The organism is Microbacterium allomyrinae (assembly GCF_020682705.1).
In the GTDB taxonomy this organism is placed as follows: Bacteria; Actinomycetota; Actinomycetes; order Actinomycetales; family Microbacteriaceae; genus Microbacterium; species Microbacterium allomyrinae.
Window position 1 is genome coordinate 271,470 of the sequence record NZ_JAGTTN010000005.1, and the last position, 18,450, is coordinate 289,919.

General features: G+C 67.7%; 14 protein-coding genes. 12 read left to right on the forward strand and 2 right to left on the reverse strand.

From position 1 onward, the window contains the following. Positions 1–64 precede the first annotated feature (64 nt). The 5 genes from atpA (at position 65) to KEC57_RS15260 (ending at position 5,174) form a co-directional block, all read left to right on the forward strand. Positions 65–1,705, forward strand: coding sequence for a F0F1 ATP synthase subunit alpha (gene atpA, locus KEC57_RS15240; RefSeq protein ID WP_229385536.1), 1,641 nt, complete (start codon positions 65–67; stop codon positions 1,703–1,705). Positions 1,706–1,724: 19 nt separating this feature from the next. Beyond that, positions 1,725–2,621: a F0F1 ATP synthase subunit gamma gene (locus KEC57_RS15245; RefSeq protein ID WP_229385537.1), complete on the forward strand. Its 897-nt coding sequence runs from the start codon at positions 1,725–1,727 to the stop codon at positions 2,619–2,621. A gap of 22 nt (positions 2,622–2,643) precedes the next feature. Then, entirely contained in the window at positions 2,644–4,092 is a 1,449-nt protein-coding gene (gene atpD, locus KEC57_RS15250) for a F0F1 ATP synthase subunit beta (protein ID WP_229385538.1), read from the forward strand. 2 nt (positions 4,093–4,094) lie between these two features. Then, a complete protein-coding gene (locus KEC57_RS15255) occupies positions 4,095–4,355 on the forward strand; it encodes a F0F1 ATP synthase subunit epsilon (RefSeq protein WP_229385539.1) in 261 nt (86 codons plus the stop codon). Positions 4,356–4,424: 69 nt separating this feature from the next. Beyond that, the gene (locus tag KEC57_RS15260; RefSeq protein ID WP_229385540.1) at positions 4,425–5,174 is read left to right on the forward strand and encodes a YaaA family protein; all 750 of its coding nucleotides are present in this window, start codon (positions 4,425–4,427) and stop codon (positions 5,172–5,174) included. Positions 5,175–5,221: 47 nt separating this feature from the next. Here KEC57_RS15260 and KEC57_RS15265 read toward each other — a convergent pair whose 3' ends face one another. After that, complete coding sequence (locus tag KEC57_RS15265) at positions 5,222–5,713, reverse strand: DUF4282 domain-containing protein (RefSeq protein ID WP_229385541.1); 492 nt, start codon at positions 5,711–5,713, stop codon at positions 5,222–5,224. A 182-nt stretch (positions 5,714–5,895) separates the two neighbouring features. Here KEC57_RS15265 and KEC57_RS15270 point away from each other — a divergent pair, with 182 nt between their 5' ends. From KEC57_RS15270 to KEC57_RS15300, 7 genes are all read left to right on the forward strand, one after another. Then, complete coding sequence (locus tag KEC57_RS15270) at positions 5,896–6,678, forward strand: large exoprotein (protein WP_229385542.1); 783 nt, start codon at positions 5,896–5,898, stop codon at positions 6,676–6,678. Positions 6,679–6,773: 95 nt separating this feature from the next. Continuing rightward, the gene (locus KEC57_RS15275; RefSeq protein WP_229385543.1) at positions 6,774–7,781 is read left to right on the forward strand and encodes an aldo/keto reductase; all 1,008 of its coding nucleotides are present in this window, start codon (positions 6,774–6,776) and stop codon (positions 7,779–7,781) included. A gap of 139 nt (positions 7,782–7,920) precedes the next feature. Further along, on the forward strand, positions 7,921–9,654 hold the full coding sequence (locus KEC57_RS15280; protein ID WP_229385544.1) for an ABC transporter ATP-binding protein: 1,734 nt from the start codon (positions 7,921–7,923) through the stop codon (positions 9,652–9,654). Beyond that, positions 9,651–11,735, forward strand: a complete 2,085-nt coding sequence (locus KEC57_RS15285; RefSeq protein ID WP_372457071.1) for an ABC transporter ATP-binding protein — start codon at positions 9,651–9,653, stop codon at positions 11,733–11,735. The genes KEC57_RS15280 and KEC57_RS15285 overlap by 4 nt, the downstream gene beginning before the upstream one ends. Before the next feature lie 50 nt (positions 11,736–11,785). After that, on the forward strand, positions 11,786–12,601 hold the full coding sequence (locus tag KEC57_RS15290; protein ID WP_229385545.1) for a PP2C family protein-serine/threonine phosphatase: 816 nt from the start codon (positions 11,786–11,788) through the stop codon (positions 12,599–12,601). 90 nt (positions 12,602–12,691) lie between these two features. Then, a complete protein-coding gene (locus KEC57_RS15295; RefSeq protein WP_229385546.1) occupies positions 12,692–15,610 on the forward strand; it encodes an FtsK/SpoIIIE domain-containing protein in 2,919 nt (972 codons plus the stop codon). Positions 15,611–15,642: 32 nt separating this feature from the next. After that, positions 15,643–17,208 (forward strand): APC family permease, encoded by a 1,566-nt coding sequence (locus KEC57_RS15300; protein WP_229385547.1) that lies wholly within the window; start codon positions 15,643–15,645, stop codon positions 17,206–17,208. A 155-nt stretch (positions 17,209–17,363) separates the two neighbouring features. Here KEC57_RS15300 and KEC57_RS15305 read toward each other — a convergent pair. Continuing rightward, on the reverse strand, positions 17,364–18,450 hold a 1,087-nt coding region (locus tag KEC57_RS15305; RefSeq protein ID WP_229385548.1), incomplete at its 5' end, for a hypothetical protein.

Consider the following 18,450-nt stretch of genomic DNA (forward strand, 5'->3'; position numbering starts at 1 on the left):
CCCGCCACCGGCGGAGATCTCGGGGCCTCGCCCCACACACGAACTTTGAAACAAAGGGAAGACAATGGCAGAACTGTCAATCAGCCCCGACGTCATCCGTGACGCGCTGAAGGATTTCGTCGCCGCCTACGAGCCCACCGGGGCAGCGGCGACCGAGGTCGGCACCGTCATCGACGCCGCCGACGGCATCGCCCACGTCGAGGGTCTGCCCGGCGTCATGGCGAACGAGCTCGTGACGTTCGAGGACGGCACGCTCGGCCTCGCTCAGAACCTGGATGAGCACCAGATCGGCGTCGTGGTGCTCGGCGAGTTCTCCGGTGTCGAGGCCGGACAGCCTGTCACGCGCACCGGCGAGGTCCTCTCGGTCCCCGTCGGCGAGGGCTACCTCGGCCGCGTGGTCGATCCGCTCGGCAACCCGATCGACGGTCTCGGCCAGATCACCGGCATCGAGGGCCGTCGCGCTCTCGAGCTTCAGGCGCCGGGCGTCATGCAGCGCAAGTCGGTGCACGAGCCCCTCCAGACCGGCATCAAGGCGATCGACGCGATGATCCCGGTCGGCCGCGGCCAGCGTCAGCTCATCATCGGCGACCGCCAGACCGGCAAGACCGCGATCGCGATCGACACGATCATCAACCAGAAGGCCAACTGGGAGTCGGGCGACACCAACAAGCAGGTGCGCTGCATCTACGTCGCCATCGGTCAGAAGGGCTCGACGATCGCCGCCGTCAAGGGCGCACTCGAAGACGCCGGGGCGATGGAGTACACGACGATCGTCGCGGCTCCGGCATCCGACCCCGCGGGCTTCAAGTACCTCGCCCCTTACACCGGCTCGGCCATCGGCCAGCACTGGATGTACGACGGCAAGCACGTCCTCATCATCTTCGACGACCTCACCAAGCAGGCTGAGGCCTACCGCGCCGTGTCGCTGCTCCTGCGCCGCCCGCCGGGCCGCGAGGCGTACCCCGGTGACGTCTTCTACCTGCACTCCCGTCTGCTCGAGCGTTGCGCGAAGCTGTCCGACGAGCTCGGCGCCGGCTCCATGACGGGTCTTCCGATCATCGAGACCAAGGCCAACGACGTGTCGGCGTACATCCCGACCAACGTGATCTCGATCACCGACGGCCAGATCTTCCTGCAGTCCGACCTCTTCAACGCCAACCAGCGTCCCGCGGTCGACGTGGGCATCTCGGTCTCGCGAGTCGGCGGCGACGCACAGGTCAAGTCGATCAAGAAGGTCTCCGGCACGCTCAAGCTCGAGCTGGCCCAGTACCGATCGCTCGAGGCGTTCGCGATGTTCGCGAGCGACCTGGACCCGGCATCCCGTCGTCAGCTGGCCCGCGGCGCGCGCCTGACCGAACTCCTCAAGCAGCCGCAGTACTCGCCGTACCCGGTCGAGGAGCAGGTCGTCTCGATCTGGGCAGGCACGAACGGCAAGCTCGACTCGATCGAGGTCGAGGACGTGCTGTCGTTCGAGCGCGAGCTGCTCGACTACCTGCGTCGCAACACGACGGTGCTCGACACGCTCCGCGAGACCAACGTCCTCGACGACGCCACCGTCGCCGAACTCACGAAGAAGACCGACGACTTCATCCTCGAGTTCCGCGCCGGCAAGGGCCAGACGATCTCGAAGCCCGGACACGAAGAGGTCGCGGCCGCCGCGGTCGACGACGTGAACCAGGAGAAGATCGTCAAGGGCCGCCGCTAGGCGACACCGGGACAGGACAATGGGCGCACAACTCCGGGTCTACAAGCAGAAGATCAGCACTGCTCAGACGACCAAGAAGATCACGAAGGCGATGGAGCTCATCGCGGCTTCGCGCATCCAGAAGGCCATGGCGCGGGTGCGCGCGTCGTCGCCGTTCGCGCGCGCCGTGACGCGAGCGGTCTCCGCCGTGTCGACGCACTCGAACGTGGAGCACCCGCTCACGACGGAGCGCAAGGTCATCCGCCGCTCGGCGATCGTGATCTTCGCTTCCGACCGCGGGCTCGCCGGCGCGTTCAACTCGCAGATCCTCCGCGAGGGCCTCGAGCTTGCCGAGCTGCTGCGGCAGCAGGGCAAGGAGCCGGTGTTCTACCTCATCGGGCGCCGGGCGGTCGGATACTTCCAGTTCCGTCGCATGGCGGCTGCTGCGGAGTGGACGGGCGACACCGACACCCCGCACTTCAGCACGGCCGAAGAGATTGCCGCAACCCTGCTCGACGCGTACGACCGCGGCGGCGACGACGGCGGAGTCGACGAGATCAACCTCGTATACAACCGTTTCGTCAGCATGATGACCCAGACGCCCGAGACCGTGCGTCTCCTGCCGCTCGAGGTCGTCGAGGCCGAGGAATCGGCTTCGGCGCAGGTGTACCCGCTGTACGAATTCGAGCCGGATGCCGAGACGGTGCTCGACGCCCTCCTGCCGGTGTACATCCAGAGCCGCGTCTTCAATGCGCTCCTGCAGTCGTCGGCCGCGAAGCACGCCGCGACACAGAAGGCGATGAAGTCGGCCAGCGACAACGCCGACAAGCTCATCACCGACTACACCCGCCTGCGCAACAACGCACGCCAGGCCGAGATCACGCAGCAGATCGCCGAGATCGTCGGCGGCGCCGACGCTCTGGCGTCGGGCAAATAGACCACACGAAAGAGAAGAAGCCATGAGCCTCACCGCAGAGAAGACCGAGACCGCGGTCGTCGGCCGCGTCGCGCGCGTGACCGGTCCCGTCGTCGACATCGAGTTCCCGCACGACTCGATCCCTGACATCTACAACGCTCTGAAGACCACCATCACGATCGACGGTGAGTCGAACGAGATCACGCTCGAGGTCGCACAGCACCTCGGTGACGACCTCGTCCGCGCCATCGCGCTCAAGCCCACCGACGGCGTCGTCCGCGGCCAGGAGGTGCGCGACACGGGGGAGCAGATCACCGTCCCCGTCGGCGACGTCACCAAGGGCAAGGTCTTCAACGTCACCGGTGAAGTGCTCAACGGCGCACCCGGCGAGACCATCGAGATCACCGAGCGCTGGCCCATCCACCGCAAGGCGCCGAACTTCGACCAGCTCGAGTCGAAGACGCAGATGTTCGAGACCGGCATCAAGGTCATCGACCTGCTGACGCCGTACGTGCTCGGCGGAAAGATCGGCCTCTTCGGCGGTGCGGGCGTCGGCAAGACGGTCCTCATCCAGGAGATGATCCAGCGCGTGGCGCAGGACCACGGCGGTGTGTCGGTGTTCGCCGGTGTCGGCGAGCGCACCCGTGAGGGCAACGACCTGATCCACGAGATGGAAGAGGCGGGCGTCTTCGACAAGACTGCGCTCGTCTTCGGCCAGATGGACGAGCCGCCGGGAACGCGTCTTCGCGTGGCCCTGTCGGCGCTGACGATGGCGGAGTACTTCCGCGATGTCCAGAAGCAGGACGTGCTCCTCTTCATCGACAACATCTTCCGCTTCACGCAGGCCGGATCCGAGGTTTCCACGCTGCTCGGCCGCATGCCGTCCGCGGTGGGCTACCAGCCCAACCTCGCCGACGAGATGGGTGTGCTCCAGGAGCGCATCACCTCGACCCGTGGTCACTCGATCACCTCGTTGCAGGCGATCTACGTCCCCGCCGACGACTACACCGACCCTGCGCCCGCGACCACGTTCGCCCACCTCGACGCCACCACCGAGCTTTCGCGCGAGATCGCGTCGAAGGGTCTGTACCCGGCCGTCGACCCGCTGACCTCGACCAGCCGCATCCTCGATCCCCGCTACATCGGTGAAGACCACTACCGCGTGGCGACCGCCGTGAAGCAGATCCTCCAGAAGAACAAGGAGCTGCAGGAGATCATCGCGATCCTCGGTGTCGACGAGCTCTCGGAAGAGGACAAGATCGTCGTCTCCCGCGCGCGTCGAATCCAGCAGTTCCTCTCGCAGAACACCTACATGGCGAAGAAGTTCACGGGTGTCGAGGGTTCGACGGTTCCGATCAAGGAGACCATCGAGTCCTTCGACGCGATCGTGAAGGGCGACTTCGACCACGTCGCCGAGCAGGCCTTCTTCAACGTCGGTGGCATCTCCGACGTCGAAGAGAACTGGGCTCGCATCCAGAAGGAGAACGGCTGATCATGCCGCTCAACGTGAGTCTCGTATCCGCCGACGCGGAGGTCTGGTCGGGGGAGGCGTCGCTGGTCGTCGCCAAGACCGTCGAGGGCGAGATCGGCTTCATGGCCGGGCACGAGCCCGTGCTGGCGATCCTCGCCGAAGGCCAGGTGCGCATCACGCAGACCTCGGGAACGAAGATCATCGCCAACGCGCAGGACGGCTTCCTGTCGATGGAAGGCGACGATCTCACCATCGTCGCCGGAAACGCAGCGCTGATCTCCTGACGCGAGCACGATTTCGACCTCGGCCGGCCCCACACGGGGCCGGCCGAGGCGTCTTTCCGGAGGCACCGCATGCTGATCCTTCTCCCTCCCTCGGAGACCAAGCGCGCGGGCGGGCGCGGAGGGTCGATGGATGCGGCATCCCTCGCCTTCTCGTCACTCGCGCCGCAGCGTGAAGCCGTCGTCGGCGCGCTCGTGGCGCTGTCCGCCGACGAGGACCAAGCCGCTCGCGTGCTGAAGCTCGGCCCGACGCAGCGCGGAGAGGTCGCCGTCAACGCCGCGTTGCGCGACGCTCCGACCATGCCGGCGGTCGATCGCTACACCGGTGTTCTCTACGACGCCCTCGACGCGGCATCCCTCGACTCCGTCGCCCGTCGATGGCTGGGGGCGCATGTCCTCGTGCACTCGGCGCCATTCGGTCCGGTCGGCGCCCTCGATTCGATCCCTGCCTACCGGCTCGGGGCGTCGACGTCCGTGCCGGGCCTGCCGGCGCTGCGCCGCCTCTGGGCGGATGCCGTCACCGCGGCCTTGGCGAGCCGTCAGGAGCGATTCGTGCTCGACCTGCGCTCCGAGGCGTATGTCGGTCTCGGTCCGGTCCCGAGCACGGCGGCCTCGCGATATGTGCGTGTGGTGACCGAAGGTCCCGATGGTGCGGTCCGTGCCCTCAACCACTTCAACAAGCACGCGAAGGGCGAGCTGGTGCGCCGCCTCGCCGAGGAGCGGCCGCGCGTCGGCTCGGCTGCGGCGTTCCTGAGATGGGCGGATGCCGCGGGCCTGCAGGTTCGCGACGGCAAGCCCGGTGAGCTGGAGCTGATCGCCTGATCGTTCCGCCCGCTCGCGGTCCTTTTCGGCGCGGGTTCGTCGAGGCGTCAGCGACCGGTGTGGTCCGCAGTGCGCTCGGTGTTCTCGGCGATCGCGATGAGGGCGACCACGGCCTCGATGACGAACCTCAGCAGGATGATCGCGAGGAAGGTCAGCACGGGAACGATGACGATCGTCGCGACGATCGCGCTGATGCCGGCTCCGGCGTTGAACCACAGGATCGACGCGCCCTGAAGGATCCCGCCGACGAAGTAGACGATGAAACCGATGCCGATCGCGATCAGTCCCACCAGGTAGAAGATGCTCGCGAGGCGTCGCGTGATGAAGGTGCGGAACGAGAGGTCGAACAGCGCAGAGAAGAAGCCCCGCCCCGCGTCGGTGATGTCTTCGGCGACCCGGGGTACTCCGGTGTCGTCGGGGTCGGCCGCCGGATCGTACTCCGGGCGTGACTGCGGTGCCCGTCCTGTGCGAGCGGCCTCGGCCGCGGACTGATCGGGCAGAGGCGGGGGAGAGGCGGAGGCGGGATTCTGATCGGTCATCGCTGTTCCTTCGATCGCAGGGGCCCGTTCAGGCTATCCAGCCGCACAGATCGGGGCCATCCCCGACACGGAGCGGAATGCTGACACGCGGACGGATGCATCGCTAGCATGTGTCCAGCGGAGCAGGCGCTCCGCTGGCGCGTACCGACTCGCTCCGCACCGACTCTCTGGGAGTTCGATCCATGGATTACAACGACTACGGCTACGGAGGGTTGATCGCGTTCTGGCTGATCCTCGCGCCGATCCTGCTCGTCCTCGCCATCGCGGCCTACGTCATCGGATCCTTCTTCCTGATGCGTGTCTTCGACAAAGCCGGTGTGCAAGGCAAATGGCGCGCGTGGGTGCCCGTCTACAACTCGATGGTCGCCGCAAAGCTCGGAGACCTCTCTCCCTGGGTGATGCTGGGCGCGATCGCAGCGTCGGCCCTTCTGGGTCAGATCCCCGCGATCGGATGGCTCTTCTCGCTCGTCGGCCTCGCCGCGTGGGTGCTCTCCGGATGGCGGATCGGGCTCAAGCTCGGCAAAGGATGGCCGTACCTGCTGCTCTGGCTCATCCCTGGAATCGGCACCCTGATCTGGATCGGCATCCTGGCGTTCGACAGGGCGCCTTGGAACCCGAACATCGAACGGGCCCCGTGGGCGAACTCGTTCCTCAAGGACACCACGGTATGGCAGGGGATCCCCGTCCAGCCCGGTGCTCCGGTTGCGCCCGCTGCGTATCAGCCACCGGCCGGATACCAGGCTGCGCCGCCCGCGGGCTATCAGCCCCCGGCCGGGTATGCCCCGCCGCCCGCTCCGCCTGCAGCTCCCGCTGCTCCGCCGGTACCGCCGACCACGCCCCCGACCGCGGCGCAGCCGCCCGTCACGCCTCCTCCGGCGGCTCCCGAGCCTCCTGCTGCGCCTACCGCTCCCGAGCCGCCCACCGCTCCCGAGCCGCCGGCGGCGCCGGAAGCGCCCAAGGCTTAAGCGCGCAACGCTCGCAGACGCTGCATGACGGCTGCCATCCGCTCGGGTGGGGGCCGTCACGCGTCGTGTCTCCTGGCCCGGCTAACGTGGATCGCATGACCTCCTCTGCTTCTGCGAGCACCGTTCCTTCGCGCCGTGTCGGCGCATCCGGCCTCCTCGTCTCTGCTGTCGGCCTGGGTTGCAACAACTTCGGTCGGGCAGGCACACGCACCGAGACGCTCGAGGGAACACGCGAGGTGCTCGGCGCCGCGATCGATGCGGGCGTCACCTTCCTCGACACCGCCGACATGTACGGCAAGGACCCGGGACTGTCGGAGACGCTCATGGGCGAGGCGCTCCGCGGGCGCCGAGATCAGGTCACGCTCGCGACCAAGTTCGGTCATTTCGGTCGCGACATGGGGTACCCGGTGTCCGGGGCGAAGGCGTCACGCGCGTACGTGCGACGCGCGGTCGAGGCATCCCTCACCCGCCTCCAGACGGACTGGATCGACCTGTACCAGCTGCACACGCCCGATCCCCTCACCCCCATCGAGGAGACGCTCGACGTGCTCGGCGATCTCGTGCGCGAAGGCAAGGTGCGCTACATCGGTCACTCGAACCTCGCGGGATGGCAGATCGCCGAGGCGCACTACGTCGCCGCGCAGCGCGCGGGCGTCCCTTTCGTCTCGGCACAGAACCACTACAGCCTGCTGGCGCGGGCGTCGGAGCGCGAGGTGCTGCCCGCCGCCGAGCGCTTCGGCCTCGGCTTCCTGCCGTTCTTCCCGCTGCACAACGGGCTGCTGACCGGCAAGTTCACGCGCGACCACGCACCGGCCGACTCCCGGATCATGCGCCAGCGGCAGCACGTATGGCAGGACGCCCCCTGGGATGCGGTCGAGGCGTATCAGTCCTTCTGCGACGAGCGCGGCATCACCATGCTCGAGGCGACGTTCGGATGGCTGCTGGCGCGCCCGTCGCTCTCGAGCGTGATCGCGGGAGCGACCAGTCCGGAGCAGGTGCGCGCGAATGCCGCAGCGGCGACGGCCTGGACACCGACGGCCGACGACCTCGCGACGATCGACGGACTCTTCCCGTTGCCCGAAGACCCCGCGAGCCGTGTCTGACGCGACGCCCGTGGATGCCGCGCATCCGGTTCGCCGAGGGCGTACGCGACGGGTTGTCTGAGGGGACGGCGCAGGCGTAGCGTCACTATCCGTGCGCGGTCCGCGGGAGCGGGCGACTCCGCGCGCCGAAAGGACCGCTGTGCTCGGCAAGCTCCTGGTGCGATACCTCCGCCCCGCCTGGCCGCTCATCGTGGCCGTGGTGTTCTTCCAGCTGGCGCAGTCGATCGCGTCGCTGATGCTGCCGACGCTCAACGCCGACATCATCGACAACGGCGTGGTCACCGGCGACATCCCCTACATCTGGTCGACGGGCGCGGTGATGCTCGGCATCAGCCTCGTCCAGGTGGTGTGCGCGATCGTCGCCGTGTATTTCGGATCGCGCCTCGCGATGGGGATGGGCCGCGACCTGCGCGGACACCTCTTCCACCGTGTCGTCGCGTTCTCGCAGCGGGAGGTGGGCCAGTTCGGTGCCCCGTCGCTCATCACGCGCAACACCAACGACGTGCAGCAGGTCCAGATGCTCGTGCAGGTCTCTGCGACGCTGATGATCTCCGCCCCGATGCTCGCGATCGGCGGCGTCATCATGGCCGTCCGTCAGGACGCCGGGCTGTCGTGGCTCATGGCGGTGTCGATTCCCGTCCTCCTCATCATCGTCGGACTGATCGTGTGGCGCATGGTTCCCGCCTTCACGAAGATGCAGAAGCGCATCGACCGCGTCAACCAGATCATGCGAGAGCAGCTCACCGGCATCCGGGTCGTGCGCGCGTTCGTGCGTGAACGCGAGGAGCGCGCGCGCTTCGCCGTCGCGAGCGACGAGGTGCAGGAGACGGCGCTGCGCGCCGGCAACCTGATGGCACTCATGTTCCCCGCGGTGATGCTCGTGATGAACCTCTCCAGCGTCGCGGTCATCTGGTTCGGGGCCTTCCAGGTCCAGGACCACGGAGTGCAGATCGGCACACTGTTCGCGTTCCTGCAATACCTCATGCAGATCCTCATGGGTGTCATGATGGCGACCTTCATGTTCGTGATGATCCCGCGTGCTGCGGTGTGCGCGAACCGCATCGGCGAGGTGCTCGAGACCGACCCGTCGGTGGCGGCACCGCTGAACGCGGCGTCGGCACCGGTGCCCGCGGGCCGGGTGGAGTTCGACGGCGTCGACTTCGCCTACCCCGGTGCCGAGGATGCGGTTCTGCACGACCTCACCTTCACGGTCGAGCCCGGCACGACGACGGCGATCATCGGCTCGACCGGCGCCGGCAAGACGACTCTTATCGGCCTCGTGGCACGTCTGTTCGACGTCACCGCAGGCTCGGTGCGGGTGGACGGCGTCGACGTCCGCGAATACGACCCCGACGAGCTGTGGCAGCGCATCGGCCTCGTCCAGCAGCGGGCGTTCCTCTTCTCCGGCTCCATCGCGTCGAACCTCCGCTACGGCGATGCCGAGGCCACCGACGCGCAGCTGTGGGAGGCACTCGACCTCGCGCAGGCCAAGGACTTCGTCGCCGCGCTCTCGGAGGGTCTCGAGGCGCCGATCGCGCAGGGCGGGACGAATGTGTCGGGCGGACAGCGCCAGCGTCTGGCGATCGCGAGGGCGCTGGTGAAGCGGCCGGAGGTCTACATCTTCGACGACTCGTTCTCGGCGCTGGATCTGAGCACCGATGCCGCACTCCGGCGCGCGCTCGACACCCATCTGCCCGACGCCACGAGGATCGTCGTCGCCCAGCGCGTCTCGACGATCCGGCACGCCGACCAGATCATCGTCCTCGACCACGGTCGCATGGTCGGGATCGGCACACACGACGAGCTCGTGGAGACGTGCGAGACCTACACCGAGATCGTGGATTCCCAGCTTGCGGCGGAGGCGGCAGCATGAGCGGCGAGCAGAAGAGCGCACAGACCGCGGTCACCCCGCGCCGGATGCCGATGCAGCGCGGCCCCATGGGCCAGGCGGGCGGCGGCGAGAAGGCGCAGAACTTCGGTCCCAGCGCCCGACGACTGCTCTCGACGCTGCGCACCGATATGCCGGCGCTCATCGTCGTGCTGGTGTTCTCGGTGCTGTCGGTTGCCCTCACCGTGATCGGACCGAAGATGCTCGGCAACGCGACGAACGTCGTGTTCGCGGGCTTCATCTCGCTGCAGGTGCCCGAAGGAGCCACGAAGCAGCAGGTCGTCGACGGACTGATCGCCCAGGGCAACCAGGACCAGGCCAACATGATCGACGCCATGGACTTCGTGCCCGGCGCCGGCATCGACTTCGAGCAGCTGGCATGGATCCTCGCGGGCGTGCTCACGGTCTACGTGCTCGCGAGCATCTTCGGATGGATGCAGGCCCGCATCCTCAATGGCGTCGTTCAGCGTGCCATGCACCGGCTGCGCCTCCAGGTCGAAGACAAGGTGCATCGCCTTCCGTTGGCGTACTTCGACAAGGTCCAGCGCGGCGAGCTGCTCAGCCGTGTGACCAACGACGTCGACAACATCGGCCAGACGATGCAGCAGACGCTGTCGCAGGTCGTCATCTCGCTGCTCACGGTGGTCGGCGTGCTCGTCATGATGTTCCTGATCTCGCCGCTCCTCGCGGTCATCGCGCTCGTCACGATCCCGCTCACGATCTTCATCACGGTGCTGGTCGCCAGGCGGTCGCAGAAGCTCTTCGTCGCTCAGTGGAAGTCCACGGGCACGCTCAACGCCCGCGTCGAGGAGACCTTCTCGGGGCACTCGATCGTCAAGGTGTTCGGCCACCAGAAAGAGGTCGAGGCCGACTTCCTCGCCGAGAACGATGAGCTGTACAAGGCCAGCTTCGGTGCGCAGTTCATCTCGGGCATCATCATGCCGGCGATGATGTTCATCGGGAACCTCGTGTACGTGGCGATCGCGGTTGTCGGCGGGCTGCAGGTCGCGGCCGGCCTGCTGTCGATCGGCGACGTGCAGGCCTTCATCCAGTACTCGCGGCAGTTCACCCAGCCGCTGAGCCAGCTGGGCTCGATGGCCAACCTCCTGCAGTCGGGCGTCGCCAGCGCAGAGCGCGTGTTCGAACTGCTGGACGAGACCGAGGAGGAGCCTGACGACGAGCCCGCCGAGACGGCGCCCGAAGCGGCGAGCCACCTCGCCTTCGAGGACGTCTCCTTCCGCTATGTCGCGGACAAGCCGCTCATCGACGGGCTGTCGCTGGCGGCAGAGCCCGGCAGCACCGTGGCGATCGTCGGCCCGACAGGCGCGGGCAAGACGACACTGGTCAATCTGATCATGCGCTTCTATGACGTCGACTCGGGGCGCATCACCCTCGACGGCGTCGACACTCGTCGGATGACGCGCGACGACCTCCGCGCTCGCACCGGCATGGTCCTGCAGGACACGTGGCTCTTCTCGGGAACGATCCGCGAGAACATCGCGTACGGGCGACCGGATGCCTCGGAGGAGGAGATCATCGCAGCGGCGACGGCTGCGTATGTCGACCGGTTCGTTCACGCACTGCCCGACGGCTACGACACGCTGCTCGACGATGAGGCGACCAACCTCAGCGTGGGTGAGCGTCAGCTGGTGACCATTGCGCGTGCGTTCCTGGCCGACCCGCGCATCCTGATCCTGGATGAGGCGACCTCCTCTGTCGACACCCGCACCGAGCTGCTGATCCAGCGGGCGATGTCGCGGCTGCGGGAGGACCGCACGGCGTTCGTCATCGCGCACCGGCTGTCCACGATCCGCGATGCCGACCTGATCCTCGTGATGGAGGACGGCGCGATCGTCGAGCAGGGCTCGCACGACGAACTGCTTGCGGCAAAGGGCGCGTATTGGCGCCTGTACAACGCGCAGTTCGAGGCCGCGATCGACGACGTCGGCGGTCCCGTGGATCCCGAGGCTCCGACGCGGTCCTCTGTGCCCGGTCTGCAGTCCCCTGTCGGCGCGTCGCCGACCGGGGGCGCCGAGGGGGCGGCGGAGGAACCCACTAGTATATGAGGGCGCGGGGCCGATCGGCCCTGTCTGCTGGCCGATCGGGAGGACGAGGCGTGGCCGACACATCCACCCAGTCCCGTACCGTTGCGGTCCCCGGGGGTTCGCTCGATCTTTCGTGGGCGGCAGTCACCGACACGGGCCGACGGCGTGAGATCAACCAGGACGCCGTCTTCGCCACATTCCCGCTGTTCGTCGTCGCCGACGGCATGGGCGGTCATGTGGGCGGTGAGATCGCGAGCGCTCGCACGATCGAACGGCTGCAAGCGGTGGCCGACAGCGGCGTCGTGACGCCGAAGACGATCGAGAAGGCGCTCCACCGCGCCGTGAAAGACATCGCGGCACACCCCGAGGCCACCGACGACGGCACCGGGACCACGGTGACCGGCGTGTTTCTCGATACGTCGGGAGAAGCAGCACACTGGGTCACGCTGAACATCGGCGACTCCCGCGTCTACCTGCTGCGTGACGGCGCCATCGTGCAGATCACGACCGACCACTCCGTGGTGCAGGAGCTCATCGCGGCAGGCCGCCTCAGTCCCGAAGAGGCCGAGAACCACCCGTACGGAAACGTCATCACGCGCGCTGTCGGACCGAGCGACGGCGTCACTCCCGACTATGTCCGCCTCGACGTCGTGGACGGCGATCGCTTCGTGATCTGCTCGGACGGACTGACGAAAGAGCTCACCGACTACGGCATCCGTCATTTCCTCGAGGAGAATCCGGATCCCGCGGATGCGGTGACGGCCATGCTCGAGGCGGCGCTCGAGAACGGGGGGCGCGACAACATCACGATCGTCGTGCTGGACGTGCGCGACTCACAGTCCGCGGTCGACGCGCAGGTCTCCGGCTCCTCCCCAGCCTCGGACTGAGCAGCGCTGTCCACAGTCTGCTGCCTGGCCGTCTGACGATGGTCATGGCCGCGCTGAACTGAGGTCGTGCGTTCGACTCACTCTCGCGGGATGCCCGCTGCCGCTGTCCTGACGGAGAGGTCCGCGTCGCGCGCTCCGGGCGCGCTCGATGACGTGGACGACGAGTTGCCGGCACTGCCGGCCATGTGGGCGGATCCGCCCCGACCGCCGATTCCCGTCGTGGCGGCGATCGTTCCCGTGATCGGCGCGGTCGCCCTGTGGCTCGTGACCGGATCGATGATGGCGCTGTGGCTCGCCCTCCTCGGTCCGCTCGTCGCCGTCGCCACGATGCTCGACGCACGCCGCGGGGCTCGGAGAGATCGACGTCGCGCCGCCGTCGACGCGCTCAGCGCACGCCGGCTCGTGTCGGACGCCGTATCGCGCAGACACGAGGCGGAACGACGCCGGCTCTGGGTGCGGCATCCCGATGTCGCGCGATTCGCGGCACGCGACGACGAGATCTGGCGCAGCGCCACGGGCGCCCCGACGCTGGTCGTGGGCGAAGGCGAGGTCGCCAGCGCCGTGCGGGTGCGTGGGGGTGAGGGCGACCCGGATGCCGTCGAGGTGCGCCGTCGCGCCGCTCGGCTGAGCGCCGCACCGGTGACCGTCCCGATCGCCGACGGCGTCGTGCTGGTGGGGGAGGGCGTCGCCGCTGACGCGGTCCAGCGTGCGCTCGCGCTTCAGCTGTGCCTTGCGATTCCGCCGGGTGAGCTCCGCATCGTCGGAACCCTCCGGGACGACCTCGCGTGGGCCGAGGTCCTTCCTCAGCGGGCGCGGCCTGACGGGTTCGCGCTGGCGATCGTCGCACCGGGCGAGCAGGTTCCCGCCGACGCGGACGGCGTGATCGCCCGTTGCCGGCCGGGCGAGCCGTTTCCCCCGCGATGCACGACAGTGATCACCGTCAGCTCACCTGATGCGGCCGTTCTGGAGAGGGCGGGCGAGACCGTTCTGCTCCGTGTCGAGGCGATCGCGCGCGAGCAGGCCGAGACGATCGCTGCGGCTCTCGCAGAACGCGCCGAGCACAGCCTCGGCATCGTGCGGGGCATCCCCGCACCGATCCCGCTCGCATCGCTCGTCGCACAGGCGCCGCCGTCGTCGCGGGGCGCTCTCGCAGCGGTGATCGGCCTCGCCGGCGCTGATCCGGCGATCATCGACCTCGTGTCGGACGGCCCTCACGCGGTCGTCGCGGGTGTCACCGGATCGGGCAAGAGCGAGCTGCTGATCACCTGGATCCTGGCGCTGTGCAGCACCCACACCACCGATCAGGTCACATTCCTGCTCGCCGACTTCAAAGGCGGCACCGCGTTCGACCCGCTCGCCGGCGTACCCCACGTGACAGGTGTGATCACCGACCTCGATGGGGCAGGTGCGCGGCGGGCGATCGAGAGTCTTCGCGCCGAGATGCGCAGCCGTGAGGCCGTCATCGCCGGAGCCGGAGCGCGCGACATCCTCGATCCGAGGGTGGAGCTGCCGCGTCTCGTGGTCGTCGTCGATGAGTTCGCGGCGCTCCTGGGCGATCATCCCGAGATGAACACGCTGTTCGCCGACGTGGCAGCGCGAGGGCGAGCGCTGGGAATCCACCTGGTACTCGGCACGCAGCGTGCTGCCGGCGTGATCCGCGAGGCTCTGCTCGCGAACTGTCCTCTGCGGGTGAGCCTGAGAGTCACCGATCCGGCCGACAGTCGAGCGCTCCTCGGCACCGATGACGCGGCCCGCTTGCCGGGAGGCGTGACGGGGCGGGGGAGCGCACTCGTGCGCCGCGCGGGCGATGCGGCTCCGCAGAATGTGCGGATCGCCCTGTCCACGCCCGACGACGTCGCCTCTGCCATGACCCGCACCGGCAGTGCTCGGCCGCGCCGCCCGTGGCTTCCCGCACTGCCTCGCCGGCTCTCTCTCGACGATCTCTCGGCGCACGCGGCGCGAGGCGGGGCCGTGCCTGCCGTGATGCTCGGTCTCGCCGACGAACCGGAGCGACAACGACAGTGCGCCGTGGGTATCTCGCGTGCCGATCGGGCGCTGCTCGTCGTCGGCGGACCGGGATCGGGCCTCACGAACGTGCTCGATCTCGTGGAGGCGCAGGCCGGGACCGAGGTCGTCCGGCTGCCTGCAGGCGCCGAAGCGATGTGGGATGCCGTGGCGGCTCTCGCCGACGACCCTCCGCGGGGGACCAGTATTCTGCTCGACGACCTCGACGCGATGAGCACACGGTTTCCTCCCGAGTATGCGCAGATCCTGCTGGAGCGTATCGAAGCGGTGGTGCGCCGGGCCGGTGACGGAGATCTGACGGTCGTCGCCACCGCGCACCGCATGACCGGCGCGGTGTCGCGACTCGCTGAGCTCTTTCCTCGCAGGCTCGTGCTCCCTTTCGCCACCCGCGCCGACCACGCCGCAGTCGGCGGCGACCCGGCTGCGTTCGATCCGGATGCGCGGGCCGGGCGTGGACGCCTGGACGGCCTCGTCGTCCAGATCGCCCAGGCGCCGTCCCGCCCCGCCTTCGGTGAGGAACCCACTGCCCGCACCCCGCGATCGGCGTCACCTGCGGCGGGCGGCAGGGGAGCGGCGGACCCCTGGGTGCCCGTCGCGCACCTCACGGGATTCGTCGCGCGACGCTCGCCCGCCCCGCGTCGAGCGATTGCGGTATGGGAGGCAAGCGGCATCCACGCCGTCGGAATCGATGCCTATGCGGCCGCTCCCGAGGTCCCGACCGGCGCTCCTGTGGTCATCGTCGGCGAGCCTGACGACTGGCAGCGTCACTGGCGACTGCTGGCCGACGTGCGCGGCGATCACGATCTGCTCGTCGATGCGTCGTGTGCGGCAGAGTTGCGCGTGCTCGCGGGCGTGCGAACGGTGCCGCCCTACTGCGAGCCGGGCCGAGGTCGAGCCTGGCTGATCTCGGCCGGCGCCGAACCCGTCCGCATCGTCCTCCCCGATGACGATGTCCTTTCACTCCGTCGCGGCGACCTCCCTTGACCCCCTTCGGGTCGCCCCATACCGTCTGAGTTGTGGCTACCACTCCGATCGACCTGCAACGGCCCGACGGCAAGGGACTCGCTGCGGGGACGCTGGGGCTCTGGGGCTCGACCGTCATAGGACTCGCGTCCACTGCACCGGTCTATTCGCTCGTCGCAACCCTCGGCTTCGTCGTCCTCGCCGTCGGCGCACAGGCGCCGATCGCGTTCGTCGTCGCGTTCATCCCGATGCTGTTCATCGCTTTCGCCTATCGCGAGCTCAACAACGAGATCCCGGACTGCGGCACGACGTTCACCTGGAGCACCAAGGCCTTCGGCCCGTGGGTCGGATGGCTGGGCGGTTGGGGAGTGGCCGTCGCGGGGATGGTCGTGCTCGCCAACCTCGCCCAGATCGGTGGGATCTACCTCTGGGCGCTCGTGGACGGCATCGTCAGGAACCCCGAGGAGGCGCTCCTCTCCGACAACGTCCCGCTCGTCACCGCGACGGGCGTCGTCTTCATCGCCCTCATGACGTGGGTGAGCTGGCGCGGCGTCGAGATCGGCGAACGCATCCAGAATGTGCTCCTCGCCATCCAGTACCTGGCTCTGGCCATCTTCGTGGTGGCCGCCCTCTGGCAGTTCTTCGCGGGCACCGCCCCCGACCCGACACCGTTCGACTGGTCGTGGTTCAACCCGTTCGCGTTCACGGAATGGAGTGGCTTCGTCGAAGCGATTCTGCTCGCGCTGTTCATCTACTGGGGCTGGGACACCTGCCTCGCGCTCAACGAGGAGACCAAGGATCCGAAGCGCATCCCGGGGCGTGCCGCGCTCTTGACCACCGTCATCCTGCTCTTCACCTACGTGGGCGTGACGGTGGCGGCCATGATGTACGCCGGGCTCGGAGAGACGGGCACGGGCCTCGGGAACGAAGCCAATGCCGACGACTTCTTCCTTGCGATCAAGGACGGGCTGCTCGGCCCTGTCGGCTGGGTGCTGGTCGTGGCGGTCATGATCTCCGCGATCTCATCCACGCAGACGACGATCCTGCCCACCGCGCGCGGCACTCTCGCGATGGCCGCCTATAAGGCTCTGCCGCGGAGGTTCGCGGTCGTGCACCCGCGGTACAAGACCCCTTCGTTCTCGACCCTCGTGATGGGTATCGTGGCGATCGTCTACTACGTCGGCATGACCCTCATCAGCGACAACATCCTGCAGGACTCGATCCTGTCCCTCGGGCTCGCGATCGCGTTCTACTACGCGATCACCGGCTACGCCTGTGTCTGGTACTTCCGGCGCGAGCTCTTCACATCGGGCAGGAACTTCTTGTACCGCTTCCTGCTTCCCCTGCTGGGTGCGCTCATGCTGACCTACGCCTTCATCCAGTCGGCGATCGACATGTACGACGTCGACTACGGCTACACGGTTCTCCTGGGCATCGGCGGCACGTTCGTGATGGGCATCGGGGCACTCGCCTTCGGCGTGCTCCTGATGGTCCTCTGGTTCTTCTTCCCGCGCTCCAAGCCCTTCTTCCGTGGCGAGAGCCTCAATCGTGAGACCCCGGTGCTGGTTCCCGAAGACCCGGCCGACTTCGGCCGCTCCATCGACGGCGGCCTCACCTGAGCGACTGGTGCTCGAAAGGGTGATCAGGGGTACGTCGGAGCCTCAGTTGAGAACGCGCCGTCGGGTGGGAGCCCGGAAACGACAAAACCACAGGCGTGGAACCCGACGGGTTCCACGCCTGTGGATCTGGTGGACGCTATCGTCGCGTCGCTCGATTACTTCCCGAGGCTGGCGAACTTCGCGGTGAAGGAGTCGTAGTCCTCCTTCTCCGCCGAGGTCGACGAGTCCGCCGTGTACGGCTTCGTCGCGTTGTCGAGCGTGGTCGGGTCGTAGGGCAGGGAACCGATCGCCGACTCGCCGAACGTGGAGATCAGCATCACGCCGATACCGTTCGCCTCGAGGTAGGAGCGGTTGATGCCGAGCGCGGTCAGCGGGATCTTCATCTCGTAGATGGTGTCCTGCGCCTTGCTGTGACCCTGCTGCAGAAGATCGACGAAGTTCGCCGGGTTCGTCAGGTCTGCAGGCGTGTAGCCCTCATACCCGTTCTTCTTGACTCCCATCAGCTGCGAGCCGACGAAGCCGTTGCCGTACGCGAAGCTCACGCCCGCCTTGGTGAACGCCGTGACGTTGGCCGGGGCGTAGTCGAACTCGTTGCTCGCGTTGAGCGCGAAGACCGCCGGCTCGCCGACATTCGGCTTGCTCGAGAACATCAGGAGGTGATCGACCTCACTGTTCGCGAAGTCGTAGCGCATGCCCCAGACCCCCTTCTCGTCGGCGGTCACGATGCCGTCTCCACCGCGGGAGTTGACATCGAAGGCGAGCGCCTGCGGGATGTTCGCCTGGTAGGGCTTGCCATTGTCACTGATCGGGTAGTTCTGTGCAGGATCGACGACATCCGTCACGTTGGTGAACTGCCACATCAGATACAGGTTCGTGTCATCCCACGATCCGTACAGCGCGTACGGGTCGTACACGGGGCCCTCATGCGTGCCGCGGAAGCTGCGCGGATCGTCGTTCGCCACACCCTGGGCGATGATCATGTCGGAGGTCCACTCCGACGCAACACCGTCGACCGTGATGGTCTTGGCCTTGCCGACCTGAGCACTCGGGTTCGTCTTGTAGAGAGCGACCGAGTGATCCGTTCCCACGCGCGTCCCGGGACCGCTGGTAGGCGTGGGGGTGGGGGTTGTGGTGGGGGTGGGGGTGGCTGTCGGGGTGGTTCCGACGGGGGTGGCGAACACGGACGCGGTGTAGGCGGATGCGCCGTTGGCGTTGACCGCGCGGACCTTGAACCAGTACTCG

What these genes read in the sequence shown, in the direction of transcription:
- KEC57_RS15275 (WP_229385543.1), top strand. Translation starts at nt 6,774, where the DNA reads ATGACCTCCTCTGCTTCTGCGAGCACCGTTCCTTCGCGCCGTGTCGGC.
- KEC57_RS15270 (WP_229385542.1), top strand. Translation starts at nt 5,896, where the DNA reads ATGGATTACAACGACTACGGCTACGGAGGGTTGATCGCGTTCTGGCTG.
- KEC57_RS15245 (WP_229385537.1), top strand. Translation starts at nt 1,725, where the DNA reads ATGGGCGCACAACTCCGGGTCTACAAGCAGAAGATCAGCACTGCTCAG.
- KEC57_RS15295 (WP_229385546.1), top strand. Translation starts at nt 12,692, where the DNA reads ATGCCCGCTGCCGCTGTCCTGACGGAGAGGTCCGCGTCGCGCGCTCCG.
- KEC57_RS15255 (WP_229385539.1), top strand. Translation starts at nt 4,095, where the DNA reads ATGCCGCTCAACGTGAGTCTCGTATCCGCCGACGCGGAGGTCTGGTCG.
- KEC57_RS15265 (WP_229385541.1), bottom strand. Translation starts at nt 5,713, where the DNA reads ATGACCGATCAGAATCCCGCCTCCGCCTCTCCCCCGCCTCTGCCCGAT.
- KEC57_RS15285 (WP_372457071.1), top strand. Translation starts at nt 9,651, where the DNA reads ATGAGCGGCGAGCAGAAGAGCGCACAGACCGCGGTCACCCCGCGCCGG.
- KEC57_RS15260 (WP_229385540.1), top strand. Translation starts at nt 4,425, where the DNA reads ATGCTGATCCTTCTCCCTCCCTCGGAGACCAAGCGCGCGGGCGGGCGC.
- atpD (WP_229385538.1), top strand. Translation starts at nt 2,644, where the DNA reads ATGAGCCTCACCGCAGAGAAGACCGAGACCGCGGTCGTCGGCCGCGTC.
- atpA (WP_229385536.1), top strand. Translation starts at nt 65, where the DNA reads ATGGCAGAACTGTCAATCAGCCCCGACGTCATCCGTGACGCGCTGAAG.